Source organism: Pseudonocardia sp. N23, assembly GCF_002583555.1.
Lineage (GTDB): Bacteria > Actinomycetota > Actinomycetes > Mycobacteriales > Pseudonocardiaceae > Pseudonocardia.
Genome location: NZ_BEGX01000057.1, coordinates 113,583 through 133,641, shown reverse-complemented (window position 1 = coordinate 133,641; position 20,059 = coordinate 113,583). Strand labels below are relative to the sequence as shown.

Genomic DNA, 20,059 nt, shown 5'->3' with positions numbered 1-20,059 from the left:
GATTCACTCCCCGATGGTGCCGAGGGCGACGTGGCCCTTCAGCAGGTTGCGCGCGATGGTGCGGCGCTGGATTTCGTCGGTGCCCTCGTAGATGCGCAGCAGCCGCAGCTCGCGGTACCAGCGCTCGATGGGCAGTTCCTTCGTGTAGCCCATGCCGCCGTGGATCTGCAGCACCCGGTCGACGACCTGGTTGGCCATCAGGGCGCCGGTCAGCTTCGCGATCGACGTGGCATGCCGGGCGTCGCGACCGGTCTCGGCCCGCCACGCGGCGTGCAGCGTCAGCCACTTCGTGGACTCGATCTCGACGGCCGAGTCGGCGATCTGCCACTGGATCGCCTGGTACTCGGCGATCGGGTGGCCCATCGATTCCCGGACCTTCGCGTAGTCGACCGCCATGCCCAGCAGCCGTTCCGCCGAGCCGACCGCGCGGGCCGGGATGAGGTAGCGACCCTGCCCGATCCAGCGCAGGGCCTTCTCGAAGCCCTTACCGACCTCGCCGAGCACGTTCGACGACGGCACCCGGACGTCGTCGAAGCTCAGCGACGCCGGGCCCCACTCGCCCATCGTCGGGATCGGCGAGGACGTCCAGCCCATGTCCCGGTCGACGAGGAAGCAGGTGACGCCGCCGTCGGCGCCCAGGTCGGGGTCGGTGACGGCGAAGACGATCGCGAAGTCGGCCTCGTGCCCGCCGGTGATGAACGTCTTCTCGCCCGTGATCAGCCAGTCGTCGCCGTCGCGGCGGGCCCGGCTGCGGATGTTGCGGGCGTCGGACCCCGCGCCGGGCTCGGTGATGGCGAAGCAGCTCCTGCGCTCCCCGGCGATCGTCGGTCGCAGGTACGTGTCCTGCTGCTCGGGTGAGGCGTCGAACAGGATGTTGTCGGCCGACCCGCCGAACCGGAACGGGACGAACGTGCGCCCCAGCTCCATCGTCAGCACGGCGTTCATGACGGGCCCGAGCGCGATCCCCCCGAACTCCTCGGGCGTCGTGATGCCCCAGAAGCCCGACCGGCGCGCCTTGTCCTGCAACGACTCCAGCACGCCGGGTTCGAGGGCCGTGACCCCGTCCCGCTCGTTGCGCAGCACCTGCGCCTCGAGCGGGACGACCTCACGGGTGACGAACGCGCGAACCGTGTCGCGGACCGCGCGCTGCTCGTCGGACAGCGAGAAGTCGATCACCCTGCGACGCTCGCCCGGCCATGGTCGATGACGACCGTGCCGTCGTCGAGCCTGGTGCGGAACCAGACGTCGGCACCGTCGCGCCAGGCGTCGACGGTCAGCGACTGCCCCGGCAGCACCGTCGAGGAGAACCGGCACGACATCGCGGTGAGCCGGTCCGGGTCGCCGCCGCACACCGTCGCGAGCAGCGCCCGGCCCGTCACCCCGTACGTGCACAGCCCGTGCAGGATCGGGGTGTCGAACCCGCCCTTGGCCGCGAACGCCGGGTCCGAGTGCAGCGGGTTGCGGTCGCCGGAGAGGCGGTAGATCAACGCCTGCTCGGGACGGGTCGCATAGGTGACGGTGTGATCGGGCGCCCGGTCGGGCGGCGTCCATGTCTCCTTCGGGCCGCGCTCGCCGCCGAAACCGCCCTCGCCGCGGATGAACACCGCGCTGCGGTTGGTCGCGAGCCGCTCGCCGCCGTCGAGGACCGCCGTGGCCTCGACGGAGACGAGCGCACCCGATCCCTTGTCGTGCAGGCCGGTGATCCGGGCGGTGGTCGTGACCGTGCCCTCGACGGGCACCGGGCGGTGCAGCTCCAGGTGCTGCTCGGCGTGCACGAGCATCGAGCGGTCGAAGTCGCCGAAGCCCGGTGTCGGGGCCTGCGAGAGCAGCACGGCGAACGTCGGCAGCACCCGCTGCTCGACGCCGTCGGAGTTCTCCGTCGTGAACTGCAGTTCCTCGGCGGGAGCACCGAGACCGGCACCCACCCCGACGGCGTAGAGCAACGCGTCCTTCGAGTCCCACGAGCGCGTGCGGGGTTCGCCTTCGCGCCCGACGGCATTCGGATCGACGGCCATGTCGGTCAGTTCCTTCCCGGGTGCACAGTCACCGGTCGAGCCACATGTTCGCGAAGAACGTGTCGCGGGTGAGGTATCGCTGCATGCCCTTGACCTGCGGCTTCGCGATGGTCGACAGGTACCCGCGGCTGTAGTAGGCGACCGCGAGGTCCTGGTTGGTGAGCTGCTGGACCTGCTGGTAGGCCTTCGCCAGCTCGGCCGGGTCGGTCGTCGACACGGCCGTGTCGAGCGCTGCGTCGACCTGCGGGTTGGAGTAGTTCCCGAAGTTGGTGCTGCCGCCCGAGTGGAACAGGTTGAAGGCACCGGGGAACGGCCCGTCGACGGGACCGCCGACCCAGCCCGCGATCTGGAAGTCGCGGCTCTGCACGACGCTGGAGGAGTACTGGGCGAGGTCGTAGAACTGCACCTGGATGTCGATGCCGGCCGCCTTGAGCTGGGCCTGCAGGAACTCCGCGAACGCGACGCGGTTGGGCGCGTTGGTCGTCTTGTACTGGACGGTCGCGTTGCCGCCGCTCGCCTTGTAGTCGGCGACGAGCTGCTTCGCCTTCTCGATGTCGAACGCCGGCCACGCGTCACGCGACTGCTGGCTGGAGAACTCGGTGTCGTCGCCGAAGTAGCCGTCGGCACGCTCCATCTGGCCCCGGTACTGGCTGGCCGCCAACGCGTTCAGGTCGATCGCCCGGACGACAGCCTCACGCATCCGCCGGTCGTCGAAGGGTGCCCGCGTCTGGTTGAAGTAGATGTACTCCGCTCCGTTGCCGGAGCCGTAGTAGACCTTCAGGTTCGGGTTTCCGAGGCCACGGATCAGCTCGGTGTGGTAGCCGCCGAACACGACGTCGACGTCGCCGTTCTCGATCGATGCGTAGCGGGTCTCGGTGTCGGGCAGCGGCCGGAACTCCAGCCCGTCGAGATGGGGGAGACCCTGCTGCCAGTAGTTCGGGTTCTTCGTCAGGGTCAGCTTGGAGTCACGCACCCAGCTGGTGAACGTGAACGGCCCGGCCCCGACCGGCTCCTTCGCGATCCCGGCCTCGCCCTTCTCCTGCAAGGCCTTCGGGGAGACGATCGTGCCCAGGTTGCCGGAGTTGAACGGCAGCGCGAAGAGCTGCGGGAAGGTGCCGCTGGGGTTCTTCAGGGTGAACTCGACGGTCGTGGGATCGACCGCGCGCATCGACCCGATGACGACGGCGTACCGGTTCGAGGGCGAGGACTTCTTGTCGATGTGGCGCTGCACGTTGGTGATGACGGCCTGCGCGTCGAGCGGGGTGCCGTCGGAGAACGTCACCTCCGGGCGCAGCCCCATCCGCCAGGTCGTGCCGTTGTCGGTGGTCTCCATCGACTTCGCCATGTACGGCTGGGGGACGCCCTTGTCGTCGAGCTTGAGCAGCGAGTCGTAGACGGCGAGTGCCGCCATGTTGGAGTTCTGCACCGTCGGGTCGAAGCTGACGATCTCGCGGTCCTCGGCGAGGATCAGCGTCCCGCCGTTCTTCGCGGTGCCCTCGGAGGCGAGATTGTCGCCGAACGGGTTGACCGTCCGCAGCTCCGGGCCGGTCGAGGAACCGGCGTTGGAGCCGCACGCGGAGAGTACGAGCGTGCCGATCGCCAGGATCGCGACGGCGGCGCGGGTACGCCAGGGCCGTGGGAGCGACCGGTTCATACCGGCACCACCTCCCGGGGTAGTGAGGCAGCGCGTCGGTCAGCTCGTCCGTCGACAGTGACGGCAACACCCATGATGGGCCTCCCGCTCTCGGTATGAAACGGACCGTAGCGATCCGACCCAATCATGGCAACCAGATTGTTAACAATCATGGTCACGACGGATTCCGTGTGACCCCTGCGGCAAGCCGCTTCCATCACCACCCAGCGGCGGCCCGCTCGACGAGATCGACGCCGGCCTGGTTCTCGCGACCGGGGAGAGCGCGGGCGTTCAGGCCGCGTGCAGCGCCGCGCGGGCAGCCGACAGTGCCTGTCCCGCATAGCCTGCGCCGAACAGCACGACGTGCACCAGCAGCGGGAAGAGCTGGTGCAGCGGGATGCGGGCGGCGTGCCCGGGCGCGAGCGGGGCGGACTCGTCGTAGGCCGCACGGACCCGCGCCAGGTGCGGGAGCCCGAACAGCTCGAGCATCGCCAGGTCGGTCTCCCGGTGCCCGCCGTGGGCGGCCGGATCGATCAGCAGCGCGCCCGCCGCCGTCCACAGGACGTTGCCCGACCACAGGTCACCGTGCAGCCGCGACGGCGACTCGGCGGACCCGGCCAGCTCCGGCAGCCGCGCGCAGACCGCCTCGATCGTGGCGACGTCGGCGGCGTCGAAGGTGCCCGCGTCGCGGGCCGCCCGGGCGTAGGGGAGGACCCGGTCAGCTGCGTACCAGCTCGCCCAGCCGTCGTGCCTCGGGCTGTTGCGCATCGGCGCCGTGCCGATCCACGCGTCGGCGGGCCCGCCCGGGGGTGGCGACCCGAACGCCGGAGCGCCCGCGGCATGCAGCCGGGCCAGCGCGACGCCGAGCTCCTCGGCCGCCGCGGCGGCCGGCGCGGTCGTCGCCACGAAGCGGGTGACCAGCCACGTCGCCTCCGCCGCCGACCCGGTCGCCAGCACCTCTGCGACCAACGGGCCCGCGCCGCCGGCGAGCCAGCGCAGCCCCGCGGCCTCCGCCACGACGCTCGACCCGGCCTTGGCGACGAGGCTCGTCCCGTCAGCCAGGTCGACCCGGGTAGCGCCGCCCAGCTCCGCCGTCCCGACCACCGTGCCGCCCAGCAACAGAGCGACGGCGCCGGCGGGACCCTCGCGGGTCACGCCCTCGTCCGCACCCACTCGACCATGCCCGGCATCGCCGCCTCGATCATGTCGAGCACCTCGTCGAACCCGCCCGGGCCCCCGTAGTAGGGATCGGGGACCTCGGCGTCGGCGGGGGCGTCGGGGTCGAACGAGCGCAGCAGCCGCACCCGTTCGGGCTCGGGTACCGAGCGGCGCAACGACCGCAGATGGTCACGGTCGAGCGCGACGAGCAGGTCGGCCGACAGCTCCTCGGAGTCGAGCTGACGGGCGGCGTGATCGGTCGCGTAACCATTGGTGCGCAACACTTCCGCCGCACGCGGGTCGGCCGGCTCCCCGACGTGCCAGCCACCGGTCCCCGCGCTGGTGACGACGACGTCGCCCAGCCCGGCGCGGTCGAGGTGGGCACGCAAGACCTGGGCGGCCATGGGGGAGCGGCAGATGTTGCCCGTACAGACGAAACTCACATGCACCCGGCCACCGTAGGACGCACCGCCCCCGGGGTCCGTTCGGGCGACTCGGATCACAAACCGGACATCGCCGGTGGGCGGGCGTGGCGTGCTCGTGCCCGCGGGCGGCCGGACCGATCACCGTAGGGTGGCATCCCATGGTGCGAGACCACGACGACCCCGGCCCGGCGCCCGCGGACCCGTTGCGTCACCACGGCGACGTCGACACCGAGCCCGGTCTCCTCGACCTGGCCGTGAACGTGCAGGGCGACGCGCCACCGCGCTGGCTGCGCGACCGGCTCACCGCCGCTGTCGACGACCTCGCCGCCTACCCGTCGGGCGCCCACGACGCCGCGGCCCGTGAGGCCGTCGCCGGGCGGCACGGCCGGGACGCCGCCGACGTCCTCGTCCTCGCCGGCAGCGCGGAGGGGTTCGCGATGCTGCCCCGGCTGCACCCCACCCGCGCCGCCGTCGTGCACCCCGGGTTCACCGAGCCGGAGGCCGTGCTGCGCGACGCGGGCGTCCCCGTCGTCCGGGTGCTCACCGACGCCGCCACCGGGCACCGCCTCGACCCCGCCGCCGTACCCGCCGACGCGGACCTCGTCGTCGTCGGCAACCCGACCAACCCGACGGGTGTCGCGCACCCCGCCGACACGCTGCGCGCGTTGGCCCGGCCGGGCCGCGTGCTCGTCGTCGACGAGGCGTTCGCCGACGCCGTCCCCGGCGAACCGGAGTCCCTCGCCGGCGATGCGTCGGTGCCCGGGCTGCTGGTGCTGCGCAGCCTCACCAAGACCTGGGCGCTCGCCGGGCTGCGCGCCGGCTACGCCCTCGCCGCCCCCGACCTGCTCGCCCGGCTCGTGGTCGGGCGGCCGCACTGGCCCGTCGGCACGCTGGTGCTGGAGGCAGTCGCGGCATGCAGCGAACCCGGTGCGGTGGCCCTCGCCGCCGACGCCGCCGCCCGGCTGGCCGGCTGGCGCACCGGCCAGGCCGCCGCGCTCGCCGCCGTCCCGGGCGTGCACGTCCAGCCCGGCGTCGCGCCCTACCTGCTGCTCACCCTCCCGCCCGGGACCGGCCCCGTCGTGCGGGCCCGGCTGCGCGCCGGTGGGATCGCCGTCCGCCGCGGCGACACCTTCCCCGGGCTCGGACCCGACCACGTCCGCGTCGCCGTCCGCGAACCGCGCGTTGCAGCCCTGCTGGCCGCCGCCCTGCGCGAGGCGCTCGCCGACGTCACGGAGGCGGCGGCATGAGCCTGCGCCTGCGCGACGTCGTCGCCGCCCTCGAGGCCGCCTACCCGCCGGGCCTCGCCGCCGACTGGGACGCCGTCGGGCTGGTCTGCGGTGATCCCGACGACGAGGTCCGCCGCGTCCACATCGCGGTCGACCCGGTCGCCGAGACCGTCGACGAAGCCCTCGCCGCCGGGGCCGATCTGCTCGTCACCCACCATCCGCTGCTGCTGCGCGGCGTCCACGGTGTCGGCGCCGACACCCCCAAGGGGGCGTTGCTGCACAGGCTGATCCGCGGCGGGGCCGGGCTCTTCACCGCCCACACCAACGCCGACTCCGCTGCGCCCGGGGTGTCCGACGCGCTCGCCGCCGCGATCGGGCTCACCGTCGAGGGGCCGCTGCAGGCCGCCCCCGCTCCGTCGCTGGACAAGATCGTCGCCTTCGTCCCGACCGGGCCGGCGCTCTCCACCGTGCACGAGGCGCTCTCCGACGCCGGCGCCGGGCAGATCGGCGACTACAGCCACTGCTCCTTCGCGACGGCCGGCACCGGCCAGTTCCTGCCCCACGAGGGCGCCGACCCGTCGATCGGGGCCGTCGGGCGGCTCGAACGCGTCGCCGAGACCCGCATCGAGATGGTGCTGCCGCGGGGGCGCCGCGCCGCCGTCGTCGCCGCGCTGCTCGCCGCCCACCCCTACGAGGAACCCGCCTACGACGTCCTCGAGCTCGCGGAGCTGCCGTCGCACCTGGGGCTCGGCCGGATCGGGGTGCTCGACGCCGCGGAACCGTTGTCCGCGTTCACCGACCGGGTTGCAGCCGCCCTGCCCGCCACCGCATGGGGCGTGCGCGCCGCGGGCGACCCCGACCGGATGATCCGCCGGGTCGCAGTGTGCGGCGGCGCCGGCGACTCCGCACTGGACGCCGCCGCGGCCGCCGGCGTCGACGCCTATGTCACCGCCGACCTGCGCCACCATCCCGCGTCCGAACACGTCCTTGCCGGGACCGGACCACACCCCGCGCGACCCGCGCTCGTCGACGTCGCACACTGGGCATCGGAGTGGCCGTGGTGTGCGCAGGCCGCGGACGTCGTCCGCACCGCGTCAGGCGGTAGCGTCGAGGTCCACGTCTCGCGGTTGCGGACCGACCCGTGGACCATCGGAAGGAACCCCACATGAAGGCCGACCCGGCCGACCAACGTCGGCTGCTGGAACTCGCGGAGGTCGACGCCGAGCTGGGCAGGCTCGCCCACCGCCGCCGCACCCTGCCAGAGGACGGCGAGCACGCCGCGGCCGAACTGGCCGTCCAGGCGGCCAAGGACAAGCTGGTTGGCATCGAGACCAACGCCGGCGATCTCGACCGCGACATCCGCCGCGTCGAGCGCGACGTCGAGGGCGTGCGCACCCGCACCACCCGCGACCACCAGATGCTCGCCTCCGCCGGCGTCGGTGCGAAGCAGGCCAACGACCTGCAGCACGAGCTCGAGACCCTGGCCCGCCGGCAGAGCGTCCTCGAGGACGAGCAGCTCGAGATCATGGAGCAACGCGAAGCCGTCGGCCTCGACCTCGAACACGCCCGCGTCGCGCTGGCCCGTTCCGAGCAGGAGCTGACCGACATCTCCGCCCGCCGCGACACCGCACTCGCCGACATCACCGCCTCCGAGGGCGGCCGGCAGCGGGCCCGCACCGAGGTCGTGGAGAAGATCGGCAGCGCCGACGTGCTCGCCGCCTACGAGACCCGCCGGAGCCAGGGCCGCGTCGGGGCCGGGCTGCTGCGCGAACGTCGGTGCGGCGCGTGCCGTCTCGAGCTCGACCGGACGTTCATCAGCCAGCTCCGGGCCGCGGCACCCGACGACGTCGTGACCTGCGAGGAGTGCGGGGCGATCCTGGTCCGCACCTCCGAGTCCGGCCTGTGACGTCGCCCGCCCCGGCGGCGAGTGCCGCCTGGACGGGGCAGGTCGGCGCGCCCACCCGGATGCTGCTCCTGCGTCACGGCCAGACACCGCTGTCGGTCGAGCGGCGCTACTCCGGGCACGGCGACCCCGAGCTCACCGACCTCGGCCGTGCCCAGGTCGCCGGCGCCGCGGCCCGGCTCGGGGGCGTCGCCGGGATCGCCGCCGTCCTCACCTCCCCGCTGCGCCGCACCCGCGCCACCGCGCAGGCCGTCGCCGAGGCCACCGGGGCACCGCTCGTCGTCCGGGACGGCCTGATCGAGACGAACTTCGGCGACTGGGACGGCCTGACCTTCGCACAGGCCCGCGACCTCGACCCCGACGCCCACGCCCGCTGGCTGGGCAGCCAGGACGTCGCCCCGCCCGGCGGGGAGAGCTTCGCGCAGGTCGGGGAGCGGGTGACCGTCGAGCGCGACGCGATCCTCGCCGGGTACCCGGGGGCGACGGTCGTCGTCGTCAGCCACGTCACGCCGATCAAGCTGCTGCTGCAGCAGGCGCTCGGCGCGGGCCCGTCGATCCTCTACCGGCTGCACCTGGACACCGCGTCGCTCTCGATCGCGGACTTCTACCCCGACGGCGGCACCTCGGTGCGGCTGGTCAACGACACCTCGCACCTGCCCACCTGACGCCTCCTCCGGGACATGCCCGGGCGGGACGCCGGCTGAGCTCGTGATCGTCGTTCCTGGCCGATGAGCGACGGATACGCCGCTGACCAGCCAGGGCCGGTGATCATGTCGGGCGCCCCGCTCGCCGACGCTGATCCTGTGATCGGGCCCCGCCGGACATCGGCGACGCCGGGTCCGGCCCGACGGGACCTCGACGGAGCTAGAGGCCGGCGACCTGCAGCCCCAACCAGAGTGCGCACGTCGCCGCGGCGAGGGTGAGCGGGACGGTCAGGGCGCCGAGGCGGGTGAACTCGGCCGTCGACACCTGATCGTCGCGCGCCCCCAGCACCTGCCGCCACAGCAGCGTCGCGAGCGAGCCGACGAAGGTCAGGTTCGGGCCGATGTTCACCCCGAGCAGCACCGCGAGTACCAGCCCGGTGCGGACGCCGGGTGGTGCGGTGGCGACGACGTCGAGCAGCACCAAGGTCGCCGGCAGGTTGTTGACGACGTTCGCCAGCACCGCCGCGATCCCCGCGACCGCGAGCAGCGCGAGCAGGGTCGTGGCGTCCGGCGCGGGGACCAGGGCGCGGAGCAGATCCGTCAGCCCGTGCTCGCCGACCGCCGCGACGACGATCCCCAGCGCCAGCACGAACAGGCAGAACAGCGGGTCGATCGCCCGGACGACGCCCGTGACGTCGATGCGCCCGCCTGTGAGCGACCGGGCCGCGAGCACCACCGCCCCGGCGGCCGCGACCCACACCGGTTCGAGCCCGATCGTCGACGACACCGCGAACCCGGCCAGCGTCAGACCGAGCACGACGAGCGCGAAGCGCGGAGCCTCCGTCGTCGGTGATGGTGTGGCAGGGGACGCGGGCGCCTGCAGGTCGTTCCGGAAGAACCAGCGCAACACGCCGTACTCGACCGCGACCGCCGCCAGCCACGGCAACGCCATCAACCCCGCGAAGCCCAGGAACGGCAGGCCCGACGCGCTGAACGCCAGCAGGTTCGTCAGGTTCGAGACGGGTAGCAGCAGCGACGCCGAGTTGGACAGGTGCCCGCAGGCGTACGCGTGCGGGCGGGCGCGGACGCTCAGGCGCCGCGCCGTCAGCAGCACGACCGGCGTGAGCAGCACGACCGTCGCGTCCAGGCTGAGCACGACCGTCGTCGTCGACGCGGCGACGAACACCAGCCCGAGCAGCCGGGTCGGACGGCCGCGCGAGCCTGTCGCGAGCCGGGCGCCGAGCCAGTCGAAGACGCCCTCCGCCTCGGCGAGGCGCCCCAGCAGCAGGATCGCCGCCAGGAACCCGACCGTCGGCCCGAGCGTGCCCACCTCGGCCACCGCCGCGGGCAACGCCAGCAGGCCCGCCCCGACGACGACCATCGCCGCCGGGATCGCGACCGCCGCCTCCGGCAGCCCGCGCGGACGCACCGCCGCGGCGACCAGCACCACGACCAGCAGCGCCGCCGCGGCCACGGTCGCGACGACCCCCGTCATCGGAGCCCGCCCGTCACCGCAGCCTGCCGATCACCGCTGGCACGTCCATCTACGTGAGGAGCAGCCAGATGCCGACGCCCAGCCCCAGCAGGACGACGCACCAGCGCAGCACGTTCTCCGGCATCCGCCGCGCGATCCGGGCGCCCAGGAACCCGCCGACCAGCGTCGCCGGCGCCAGCAGTGCCACCGCCGGCCACTCGACCGGTGCGCGCAGCGAGAAGATCAGCACCGTCACCGTCGCGACGATCAGCGACAGCAGGCCTTTCAGCGCGTTCAGCCGGACCAGCTTGTCGTTGGCCAGCAGCGACAGCGTCGAGATCAGGATGACGCCCAGCGCCCCACCGAAGTAGCCGCCGTAGACCGCGGCCAGGAACACCGCGGGCAGCAGCACACCCATGCGGTCCGGCGCGTCGGCGTCCGGGGTGCCGATCTTCTTCTTCAGCCACGGCCCGATCGCCATCACCAGGCTCGCGAGCAGCACCAGGATCGGGACGACCGCGTCGAACACGCTCTGCGGCAGCAGGAGCAGCAGCACACAGCCGACCGCCGCGCCCGCCACCGCGACTCCGGACGTCAGCGCGATCCGCCGGCCCTGCCCGACCAGCTCCCTCCGCTGGCCCACCACGTTGCCGAGATAGCCGGGCCACTGCGCGATCGAGTTCGTGACGTTCGCGTTGAGCGGCGGCAGCCCCACCGCCAACAAGGCGGGGAAGACCAGCAACGACCCGCCGCCCGCGATGGCGTTGACTGCGCCGGCGACAAGCCCCGCCACGAGCAGGAACGTCAGACTTCCGGCGGTCAGGTGCAGCACGGGGCGACGGTAATCCGCGTACCGGCATCCGGCGCGCCGACCCCGTGGTGATCGCGTCACACCGGCGGCCCGTAGGATTCGCGACGCGGACGAGTCGGTCGGGCGACCGCGTCGACGATCCCCGGATCGTCGCCGAGGAAAGTCCGGACTCCGCAGGGCAGGGTGGTTGTCAACGGCAACCCGGGGCGACCCGCGGGACAGTGCCACAGAGAACAGACCGCCGACGGCGCGAGCCGGCGGTAAGGGTGAAACGGTGGTGTAAGAGACCACCAGCACCCCGGGTGACCGGGGTGGCTCGGTAAACCCCACCCGGAGCAAGGCCAAAAGGCGCCCGCAAGGGGGCTGCGCAGACGTTCGAGGGCGGCCCGTCCGAGTCTGCGGGTAGGTCGCAAGAGTCCGCCGGCGACGGCGGACCGAGATGGATGGTCGCCGAACGGAGGGCCGCGAGGCTCCCGGGAACAGGATCCGGCTTACAGACCGACTCGTCCGCCCAAGCCGGAGCACCCTGCATCGTGACCCGGTGGCGGGATCCGCCGACCGGACCACGTTCAGATGGACGCTACGCAACCGTTCCTCGTGGTGGGCGACCTCGTCGATCCGATGCGGCGCCGGGTTCTCGCGCACGTCGCGCCGCCGAAACCGGCGGCTCGCAGCGAGTACGGCGGCTCGGCGGTCCCGCGCTCGCTGTCGGAGGCCTGCCGCAAGGCCATCGGCATCCCAGCGACCTGCAGGCCGACGAACACCGTGTCACCGGGCCCCAAGGAGCCGGCCGCGCGTCATCCGCACATCGGACCGGACCACGCGTCGAGCCGCAGCGCATGTGTCCTGCAGGTGACCGGACTCGGGACGTGTGCCCTTCTGCGTCGGTGGGGTCTCCGGAGTGCGGAACCAGTCCGTCGCGCTGCGTTTCGTCGTCGGACCGGTCACGTCCGCGGGCCGATGCCCGGCTCGGTCCTCGACCGCCACCGCGTGCCGGAAGGCGAGCTCGGCGAGGCCGTCGTCGTAACCCTGCCCCATGGCGCGGACCCACCAGACCCCGTTGCGCCGGTACACCTCCGCGAGCAGCATCGTGCGCTCGGTGGTGGCGGCATCGAGGGTGGCGGTCGCCGCGATCTTGCTGTGCTCCTCGGACACGAGGGACGGGTCGATGCGGGTGCTCTGTCGCTGTCGCTGTCGCTGTCGCTGTCGGCCGCGAGGGCGACGGCGCCGTGCTCGCTGAGCGGGGCGTTGTGGAAGACGAAGTCCTCGTCGGCGACGACGCGGTCGTCGGCGTCGACGAGGAAGGCGACGACGCCGCGTCGGTGCCGGTGACGAGCGCGTCGGCCCGCCAGGCGACGTCGACGGTCCAGACGTTCTCGTCGGGCAGGTCGATGACCGCGCCGCGGGTGAGCACCGGGAGCCCGGCACCGGGGGAGTCGGAGCGGTGCCGCCCGACGTAGGTGGAGGTGAGGTCCTCCGGCGTCGGCGCGGGCAGGGTGATGCCCAGCGCGACCTCGCCGCGGTGCTGCGGCAGCTCGGTCTGGCGGTGCGACGGGTGTGCCGGACGTCGTCGAGCAGCCGCACCAGGGTGGCCTCGTCGGCGACCGCGATGCCCTCCCGGGCGGTCTCTGCGGCGAGGAAGCCGTGGTCGAAGGTGGCGTTGTGGGCGAGCAGGATCCTCTGTCGAGCACCTCCAGCAGGTCCGGCGCTATCTTCTCGAACCGCGGCGCTCCGGCGAGGCGTTCGGGGTGAGGCCGTGGACGTGCACGGGGCCCGGGTCGCAGCCCGGTCGACGAGCGAGGAGAAGCCGGGTCCGGAGGGCGGCCGGCGGCGTCGAGCGCCATCGCGGCGACGCTCAGCACGCGGCTGCCGCCGGGGTGCAGGCCGGTCGTCTCCACGTCCACGACCGCCCACGCGTGGTCGGCGTCGAGGAGTCGTTCGATCCGGGCGGTGATCACGTGGGGGTCCTTCGTGCGTCGGGCAGCCGGGGAGCGGCGGGATGATCTCCGTCCGAACGGTCGCTCCCCGCAGTTGATCCGTCACCGAACGGTTCCGCGGATCTGCCGGACGTCGGCGCTACGGTGGCCGTGATGCGGCGGGGAGCGGACGAGTCGGCGGCCCGGCGCGGCGGTTTCGGCCGCCGCGGCGCGGATCGCGGCTCCGGGGAAACCCCGGGGTGCACCACCTCAGCGGGCCATCGCGTCCCGCGCGTGCGGTCACTGCTCCCGCGTGAGTCTGCGCGCGGCGGACAGGAACCCAGGTCGACCGTGCCCCGCCGCATCGCCGGGGCGCGTCGGTGACCGACCCGGAGGCGGTGCTCGTCGCGATCCTGCGTGTGCCGTGGCGCGAGCGGGCCGTCGCCGCGGCCGTCCGCGAGATCGTCGGTGCGCAGCGAGCGCCGGAGCTCGCCGCCCGGCTGCTGGAGCGCTGGCCCGACGCACCACGCGTCACGCACGCCGAGATCCTCGCCGGCATCACGACGGCGCTGGGCCGGCGTATCGTGCTCGACCCGCTGCCCCCGCCGCGGTGGCGCTGGCCGGTGCAGCGGTGGGAGGACGTCGATGCGCTCGCGGCCGGGCTCGACCTCCGCGACGGCGAGCTCGACTGGTTCGCCGACACCCGCGGATGGCTCGCGGACGGGCGGCTGGGGCACTACCGCAGGCGCTGGCACGACCGCCGGCTGATCGAGGCACCGAAGCCGCGGCTCGCGGAGCTGCAGCGTCGGGTCGGGCGGCGCGTGCTCGCGCACATCCCGGTGCACGACGCCGCGCACGGCTACGTGCGTGGCCGCTCACCGCTGACCCTCGCGCGCGTGCACGCGGGACAGGCGTTGGTGCTGCGCCTCGACGTGGAGGGCTTCTTCACCCGGATCGGTCCGGCGCGGATCGCGGGCCTGCTGGCGACGGCGGGCTATCCGGCCGCGGTGGCGCGGACGCTCGCGGGGCTGCTGGTGACGGCGACTCCTCCGGGCGTGCTGCGGGCAGCTCCTGCTCACGTCGACGCCGCGACCCGGGACCGGCTGCGCGCCCCGCACCTGCCGCAGGGGGCGCCGACGTCACCGGCGGTCGCGAACGTTCTCGCGCACGGTCTCGACCGGAGGTTGACCGCGCTCGCCGCGGCCGCGGGCGCCCGCTACGGCAGGTACGCCGACGACCTCGTGTTCTCCGGGGACACCACCCTGCCGGTGCAGGGGTTGCTGCGCCGGGCGCGCGACGTCGCCGCCGACGAGGGGTTCGCCGTCCGCCCGGCGAAGACGCGGGTGATGCCGGCGCACCACCGGCAGCGGGTGGTGGGGCTGGTGGTCAACGAGACGCCGGCGGTGTCGCGTCGCGAGTTCGACGCGCTGCGGGCGCTGCTGCACAACTGCGCGCGGACGGGGCCCGCCGCGCAGAACCGCGACGGCCACCCGGACTTCCGGGCGCACCTGCTGGGCCGGATCGGCTGGGTCGCGACGGGCAGCCCGGCGCGGGCCGAGCGGTTGCGTGCGCTCTTCGGCGGGATCAGCTGGGACTGAGACGGTCAGGCAGCCCGCGACAGTGCGTCGCGGATCGCCTCGGCCAGCACGGTGCGGCCCGCGGGGGTGGGGTGGATCTGGTCGGCGCCGAGGACGCCGGTCCCGGCGGCGCGGACCGCGGCGGCCCAGTCGAGGAACACGACGTTGGACCCGTGGCGTGACGCCGCCGACTTCAGGACCGCGTTGTTGGAGCTCTGCCAGACCCGCGGGACGAAGGTGCCGACGAGCACGACCGGGCGCTGACCCGCGGCGGTGAGGACGGCGTCGACGTCGGAGGCTGAGACGGTGCCGTTGGCGCCGAGGTCGACGACGATCGGGCCCGGGTTGCGGGCCGTCCACGCCCGGACCTTGGCGGGTGCGGTGGAGAACTGCCGTCCCACCTCGGCGTCGACGGTGGTGTCGGAGCCGAGGGCGGCCTTGATCGCCGCGGCGCTGCCCAGGGAGATGGAGTCGCCGACGACGAGGATCGGGCCGGTGGCGCGGCCGCGCTGCGGGGCGTCCTCGGTCTCGGCGGCGTCCGCGGTGGTGGTCGGCGCCTGTTCCGGCACAGTGGTGATCGGGGCGGAGGTGGGTGGCGCGACGGAGACGGCGGACGCGGCGGGCGGCAGCTCGTCGGGAGGAGCGGGAGAGGAGACGGACGCAGCCACGATGAGACCGCCGACGGCGACCGCCGCCGAGACCAGCGCGGCCGCCCCGACGGCCGCGGGGCCGTTCCGGAGCTTGGGGAGCATCGTCGTCGATCTCACCATGTCGCCGGCGCCGCTCCGACACCGGTACCGGCCGTGACCTGCGGATGATCTCCGGGGGAGGGTGGGGTGACGGTCAGGTGGCGCGGACTGCGGCCCGGATTCCGGTGGGGCTCATCACGAAGTGGACGTGTGACAGGTCGGGGGCGTGGGCGTCGGCGGTGAGGTCGGCGAGGGCGTGCGTGCCGGCGACGGCGAGCGTGGTCGCCCCCGCGGCCCGGCCGGCGGCCAGCCCGGCCGGGGCGTCCTCGACGACGAGACAGCCAGTGGGGTCGACGCCGAGGCGGTCGGCGGCGAGCAGGAACGGCTCCGGAGCGGGCTTGCCGGCTCGGACGTCGTCGGCGGTGACGAGCACGGCCGGGACGGGCAGGCCCGCGGCCGCGATGCGGGCCAGCGCCAGGTCACGGGTGCAGGAGGTGACGATCGCTGCCGGGGCGGTGGCGCGCAGGGCGTCGAGGGCACCGGGGAGGGGGACGACGCCGTCGGTGTCCGCCAGCTCGAGGGCGACGATGCGCGCGAGCGCGGCGGGGACGCGGTCGGGGGGAAGGACGTCGGCGATGATCTCGACGGCGGGCCGGCCGTGCGTGTTCACGAGGGCGGCGTCGGGAACACCGTGTTCCTGGGCCCAGCGGGTCCAGCAGCGGACGACGGCGGGGGTGGAGTCGACGAGCGTGCCGTCCATGTCGAACAGTGCGGCGGCGAAGGTGCGGTCGAGCAGGGCGTCGAGCGTGATCGGCACGTGCGGAAGGCTACGGCGCGGATGTCGGGCGGGTGCCCGCCCGGTCGCGAGATCTGCGGCGCCGAACGATCACGCGCCCGGTCAATGGTTGCGCCCCCGCACAAGGACGCGTTAATCGAATTCTCAGGACGGAGCGGGCGGAATCGTCGATGAATTGTGATTGGCTGGTCACCGTTCGGGACGACCCGGCCGTCGCGCTACAGTTTCTCCCGACCGACGGTCGGGTGCCGAACGGTCCACTCCGGGAACGCTCGGCGGCCCGAGAATCACGGCGAGCGGCGGCGACGGGCCTGTGGGCCGTGCGGGCGGAAGGTATGCAGAACGATCGCGTAGTGCGACTGTACGGTACGATTCGGATGGTTACGGCGCCGAAGGCTGATCCTGGCCGGACGTGCTGGACCGTTCGGGTGCACCGCGCGTCCGGACGGTCCCAACCCACGACCTCGACTCGACTCGTGTTCACGCCGTCGCTCGCGACGTCCGTCGGACCGTCGGACCGGTGAGCGTCCGTGGGACCGGCGCGATCGAGGTTGTAGCGGGGCCACCACGTGGCGGCGGCAGTGACGTTGCGTGCTCGGACCCTGGCGAGTTGCGCACGATCGTGCCGTGAGTAAAGGCGTCCTCACTGCACGTAGCGATCATCATAAAATCCACAGACAATAGCTGGACGACCGTCCAGTCCATTCCGCGTTAGTACGGTTGGACGCCGATTCGCACCCGGGTCCGGGAACAGCGCCCCGCGTCCTGAGCCGTGCGTCACGAAACGGGCGTCGTCGAGGACCGGGTCGACCGTACCCACACGATTCGTGGTTATTATTCGGGCATGGCGGGCAGTTCTTCTCAACGGCGGGCGAGGCCCGGGTCGGATTCGAGGTCGGGTCCTGCGCTCGCGGGGGAACCCCCCGCCGACAGGTCGGCAGCGGACATCCTCACCGAGCGTGAGACGTCGGCCGAGACGGTCGCGGCGATGACGACGATCGCGTCGATCCAGCGTGTCGCGATGCGCATCCGGCATCACCTCGAACAGGGCGTCCTCAAGGACAGCGAACTGACCTGGACGGGCTTCCTCGTCCTGTGGGTCCTCTGGCTCTTCGGTGAGATGCAGACGCGGTACCTGGCCGAGGAGGTCGGGGTCAACCGCAGCACCCTGAGCGGGGTGCTGGCCACCCTCGAACGCCGGGGCCTGCTCACCCGCCGCGGCCACGAGTCCGAGGGCCGGCTGGTGCTGGTGGAGCTCACCTCCGAGGGTGGCGCGCTCGTCGACAAGCTGTTCCCGCGCTTCGGTGCCGAGGAGGCGTTCGTCGTGGGATCGCTGAGCCCCGACTCGATGCGTCGGCTGGGCAACTCGCTGCGTTCGGTCCAGCAGCAGCTCGACTCCGACGAGGGCAAGCGGCGCCGTGCGGCGCCCGTGCGCGACCGCTGACCCGCGCCGCGGCGACCCGTCAGGTCGCCGCGCGCTCCAGCATCGGCACCATCCCGTCGAGCAGGGCCTGCAGTCCGAACTCGAACAGCTCGTCGAGGTCGAGGTCGTACTCGACGTCGAGCATCCGCGCGAACCGCGGGAAGTCGCCGCGGTCGAGCAGCGCGCGCAGCGAGTTCTCGTTGGCTTCCATCCAGGCCTCGCTGTCGAGGCCGGTCTCGGCCTGCGCCACGCGCTCCGGTTCGAGGTTCACCGCGGTCCCGCGCGTGTAGTTGATCAACGTCAGGTGCGCGGTGAATGCCGTGTCGTGGCCGAGGCCGCGGTGGTCGAGCACGCCGAGCATCCATTCTGTGTAATGCAGTCCGCTGGGAATCGCCTGCGGCCGGGTGAGCGACATCGCGGGTGCGGCCCAGGGATGGCGGCGGAAGACCGTCCACATGAGCCGCGCGCCCGTCTCCAGGCCCGCGCGGAGGTCCGCGGGGACCGTCGCCGGGACGGGGATCTCGCCCAGTGCGAGGTCGAGCATCCCCAGTACGAGATCGTCCTTGTCGGCGACGTGGTGGTAGAGCGACATCGTCGCGACCCCGAGGGCCGCCGCGAGTCGTCGCATCGACAACGCGTCCAGACCTTCGGCGTCGGCCACGGCGACCGCGACGGCGACGATCGCCCGACGGTCGAGGGCTCCGTCGGTGGTCCGGCCGGTGGGGGTGCCTGCCCGGGTGCCGCGCACGGGCGCGGTCGCCCCGGCGACGACGGTGCCGACGCCGGGCCGTGCCTCGACGAGTCCTTCCTGGCGTAGCGCCGTCAGCACCTTGGTGGCCGTGGCCATCGCGACGCCGTGACGGCGGACGATCTCTCGCGTCGACGGCACCCGTGCACCCGCGGCGAGCTCGCCCGACCGGATGCGGGCCCGCAGCTGTGCGGCGATCTCTGCCGACGACGCGGCCATCCCGACCTCCTGAGGTGCACTAGTACAGCATTGTCTGCGCCGGTCGGCGCGCCACCGTCGAAATAGTGCACTAGTACGCTGCTGTTTTCCAGCGCGAACACCTTGAGACAGTGCACTTGTACGGCGTACGTTCCTGCGTCGTGGGGGTCGACGAGGCCCGCCGGACGAGGAGGCTTACGGTGCACGAGAACGACGTCCTGATCTCCGGAGCGAGTATCGCGGGCCCGGCGCTGGCGTTCTGGCTGAGCCGGGCCGGCTACCGGGTGACCGTCGTCGAACGGGCGCCCGCGCTGCGCCCGGGCGGGCAGACGGTCGACCTGCGCGGCGCGGGCCGCACGGTCGTCGAGCGGATGGGTCTTCTCGACGCGGTCCGCGCCCGCTGCGTGCACGAACGCGGCCTCGCCTACGTCGACGAGCAGGGCCGTCGCGTCGCCGAGGTGCCCGTCGAGGCCTTCGGCGGGCAGGGGATCGTCGCCGAGATCGAGGTGATGCGCGGCGATCTCGCGGAGGTGCTGTTCGACGCGACGCGCGGCGACGTCGAGTACCTGTTCGGCGACCGGATCGCGGCCCTCGGCGAGGGCCCCGACGGTGTCGACGTCCGGTTCGCGAGCGGTGAGCGGCGCCGCTTCGGGCTGGTCGTCGGCGCCGACGGGCTGCACTCGGGGGTACGGGCGCTGGCGTTCGGGCCGGAGTCGGAGTTCGTGCGCCCGCTCGGGCTGGTGATGGCGTTCTTCACCACGCCCGACCGCGTGGGCCTCGACGGCTGGTGCACCATGCACAACGTTCCCGGCGGTGTCGTCGAGCTGCGGCCGGACCGGGTCGCCGGGCAGGCGAAGGCGCTGGTTGCGGCGCACACCGGCGAACCGGTGCACCGGCTCCCCCGGGAGCGGTCCCGGGCGCTGCTGCGGGAGGCGCTGGCCGGCGCCGGCTGGGTCGTCCCGCAGGTTCTCGACGACATGGACGGCGCCGACGACTTCTACGTCGAGGCGATCGGCCAGGTGCATCTCGACTGCTGGTCGCGTGGGAGCGTCGTGCTCCTCGGTGACGCGGCGTGCTGCCCGTCGCCGCTGACCGGGATGGGGACGAGCCTCGCGCTCGTCGCGGCCTATGTCCTGGCGGGGGAGCTGGTCCGGCACCCGGAGAGCCGTCCCGCGGCCCTCGCCGCCTACGAGGAGCGGATGCGCCCCTATGCCGTGCGGGCCCGCAAGCTCCCGCCCGGCGGCACCGAGGGTTTCGCGCCGAGGAGCCGGGCGCGGATCGCCGTGGGGCGGGCGTCGATGCGGTGGATGACACGGTGGCCGCTGCGGCTGCTGGCCGCGCGGATCTTCTCGGCCGCGGACGGGATCGACCTGCCGGACTACGGCGGCCTCGTCGCCCCCTCGACACCGCTGTGACTCGTCCG

Annotated in this window: 19 protein-coding genes and 1 other RNA gene; 9 read left to right on the top strand and 11 right to left on the bottom strand. The window is 73.3% G+C overall.

Going from position 1 to position 20,059, the window contains the following annotated elements; genetic code table 11:
- Positions 1-3 precede the first annotated feature (3 nt).
- From TOK_RS17385 to TOK_RS17365, 5 genes are all read right to left on the bottom strand, one after another.
- Complete coding sequence (locus TOK_RS17385; RefSeq protein ID WP_098959074.1) at positions 4-1,173, bottom strand: acyl-CoA dehydrogenase family protein; 1,170 nt, start codon at positions 1,171-1,173, stop codon at positions 4-6.
- Positions 1,173-2,015 (bottom strand): MaoC/PaaZ C-terminal domain-containing protein, encoded by an 843-nt coding sequence (locus TOK_RS17380; RefSeq protein WP_098958919.1) that lies wholly within the window; start codon positions 2,013-2,015, stop codon positions 1,173-1,175. Before TOK_RS17380 ends, TOK_RS17385 begins: the two co-directional genes overlap by 1 nt.
- A 28-nt stretch (positions 2,016-2,043) precedes the next feature.
- Positions 2,044-3,669: an ABC transporter substrate-binding protein gene (locus TOK_RS17375; RefSeq protein ID WP_098958918.1), complete on the bottom strand. Its 1,626-nt coding sequence runs from the start codon at positions 3,667-3,669 to the stop codon at positions 2,044-2,046.
- Positions 3,670-3,939: 270 nt separating this feature from the next.
- A complete protein-coding gene (locus TOK_RS17370; RefSeq protein ID WP_098959073.1) occupies positions 3,940-4,803 on the bottom strand; it encodes a fructosamine kinase family protein in 864 nt (287 codons plus the stop codon).
- Positions 4,800-5,210, bottom strand: a complete 411-nt coding sequence (locus tag TOK_RS17365) for a low molecular weight protein-tyrosine-phosphatase (protein ID WP_253258439.1) — start codon at positions 5,208-5,210, stop codon at positions 4,800-4,802. The genes TOK_RS17370 and TOK_RS17365 overlap by 4 nt, the downstream gene beginning before the upstream one ends.
- 179 nt (positions 5,211-5,389) lie before the next feature.
- Between TOK_RS17365 and cobC the strand changes: the two genes are divergently transcribed.
- Genes cobC through TOK_RS17345 form a run of 4 tightly spaced genes read left to right on the top strand, consistent with a single transcriptional unit; the run spans position 5,390 to position 9,025 of the window.
- Complete coding sequence (gene cobC / locus TOK_RS17360) at positions 5,390-6,478, top strand: Rv2231c family pyridoxal phosphate-dependent protein CobC (RefSeq protein WP_098958916.1); 1,089 nt, start codon at positions 5,390-5,392, stop codon at positions 6,476-6,478.
- Complete coding sequence (locus TOK_RS17355; protein ID WP_098958915.1) at positions 6,475-7,626, top strand: Nif3-like dinuclear metal center hexameric protein; 1,152 nt, start codon at positions 6,475-6,477, stop codon at positions 7,624-7,626. The genes cobC and TOK_RS17355 overlap by 4 nt, the downstream gene beginning before the upstream one ends.
- Entirely contained in the window at positions 7,623-8,363 is a 741-nt protein-coding gene (locus TOK_RS17350; protein WP_098958914.1) for a zinc ribbon domain-containing protein, read from the top strand. Before TOK_RS17355 ends, TOK_RS17350 begins: the two co-directional genes overlap by 4 nt.
- Positions 8,360-9,025 (top strand): histidine phosphatase family protein, encoded by a 666-nt coding sequence (locus TOK_RS17345; RefSeq protein WP_253258438.1) that lies wholly within the window; start codon positions 8,360-8,362, stop codon positions 9,023-9,025. Before TOK_RS17350 ends, TOK_RS17345 begins: the two co-directional genes overlap by 4 nt.
- A gap of 199 nt (positions 9,026-9,224) precedes the next feature.
- Here TOK_RS17345 and TOK_RS17340 read toward each other — a convergent pair whose 3' ends face one another.
- Complete coding sequence (locus TOK_RS17340; RefSeq protein WP_098958913.1) at positions 9,225-10,499, bottom strand: ArsB/NhaD family transporter; 1,275 nt, start codon at positions 10,497-10,499, stop codon at positions 9,225-9,227.
- A 49-nt stretch (positions 10,500-10,548) separates the two neighbouring features.
- Entirely contained in the window at positions 10,549-11,310 is a 762-nt protein-coding gene (locus tag TOK_RS17335; RefSeq protein WP_172457615.1) for a sulfite exporter TauE/SafE family protein, read from the bottom strand.
- A gap of 90 nt (positions 11,311-11,400) precedes the next feature.
- Here TOK_RS17335 and rnpB point away from each other — a divergent pair.
- An RNA gene (rnpB, locus tag TOK_RS17330) (RNase P RNA component class A) lies at positions 11,401-11,799 on the top strand.
- A 258-nt stretch (positions 11,800-12,057) separates the two neighbouring features.
- Here rnpB and TOK_RS34170 read toward each other — a convergent pair.
- Positions 12,058-12,444: a TerD family protein gene (locus TOK_RS34170; RefSeq protein WP_253258437.1), complete on the bottom strand. Its 387-nt coding sequence runs from the start codon at positions 12,442-12,444 to the stop codon at positions 12,058-12,060.
- 95 nt (positions 12,445-12,539) lie between these two features.
- Here TOK_RS34170 and TOK_RS34165 point away from each other — a divergent pair, with 95 nt between their 5' ends.
- Positions 12,540-12,749, top strand: a complete 210-nt coding sequence (locus TOK_RS34165; RefSeq protein ID WP_253258436.1) for a hypothetical protein — start codon at positions 12,540-12,542, stop codon at positions 12,747-12,749.
- An 836-nt stretch (positions 12,750-13,585) separates the two neighbouring features.
- The gene (locus TOK_RS17315; protein ID WP_253258435.1) at positions 13,586-14,803 is read left to right on the top strand and encodes a reverse transcriptase family protein; all 1,218 of its coding nucleotides are present in this window, start codon (positions 13,586-13,588) and stop codon (positions 14,801-14,803) included.
- Positions 14,804-14,808: 5 nt separating this feature from the next.
- Here TOK_RS17315 and TOK_RS17310 read toward each other — a convergent pair whose 3' ends face one another.
- Both TOK_RS17310 and TOK_RS17305 read right to left on the bottom strand, forming a co-directional pair.
- Complete coding sequence (locus tag TOK_RS17310; protein WP_098958911.1) at positions 14,809-15,534, bottom strand: hypothetical protein; 726 nt, start codon at positions 15,532-15,534, stop codon at positions 14,809-14,811.
- A 91-nt stretch (positions 15,535-15,625) separates the two neighbouring features.
- Positions 15,626-16,288 (bottom strand): HAD-IA family hydrolase, encoded by a 663-nt coding sequence (locus TOK_RS17305; protein WP_253258434.1) that lies wholly within the window; start codon positions 16,286-16,288, stop codon positions 15,626-15,628.
- A gap of 967 nt (positions 16,289-17,255) precedes the next feature.
- On the opposite strand from TOK_RS17305, the gene TOK_RS17300 reads away from it, so the two are divergent.
- Positions 17,256-17,711, top strand: a complete 456-nt coding sequence (locus TOK_RS17300) for a MarR family winged helix-turn-helix transcriptional regulator (protein ID WP_172457613.1) — start codon at positions 17,256-17,258, stop codon at positions 17,709-17,711.
- 19 nt (positions 17,712-17,730) lie between these two features.
- Here TOK_RS17300 and TOK_RS17295 read toward each other — a convergent pair whose 3' ends face one another.
- Entirely contained in the window at positions 17,731-18,657 is a 927-nt protein-coding gene (locus TOK_RS17295; RefSeq protein ID WP_098958909.1) for a TetR/AcrR family transcriptional regulator C-terminal domain-containing protein, read from the bottom strand.
- A gap of 179 nt (positions 18,658-18,836) precedes the next feature.
- Between TOK_RS17295 and TOK_RS17290 the strand changes: the two genes are divergently transcribed.
- Entirely contained in the window at positions 18,837-20,051 is a 1,215-nt protein-coding gene (locus TOK_RS17290; RefSeq protein WP_098958908.1) for an FAD-dependent monooxygenase, read from the top strand.
- The last annotated feature ends 8 nt before the right edge of the window (positions 20,052-20,059 follow it).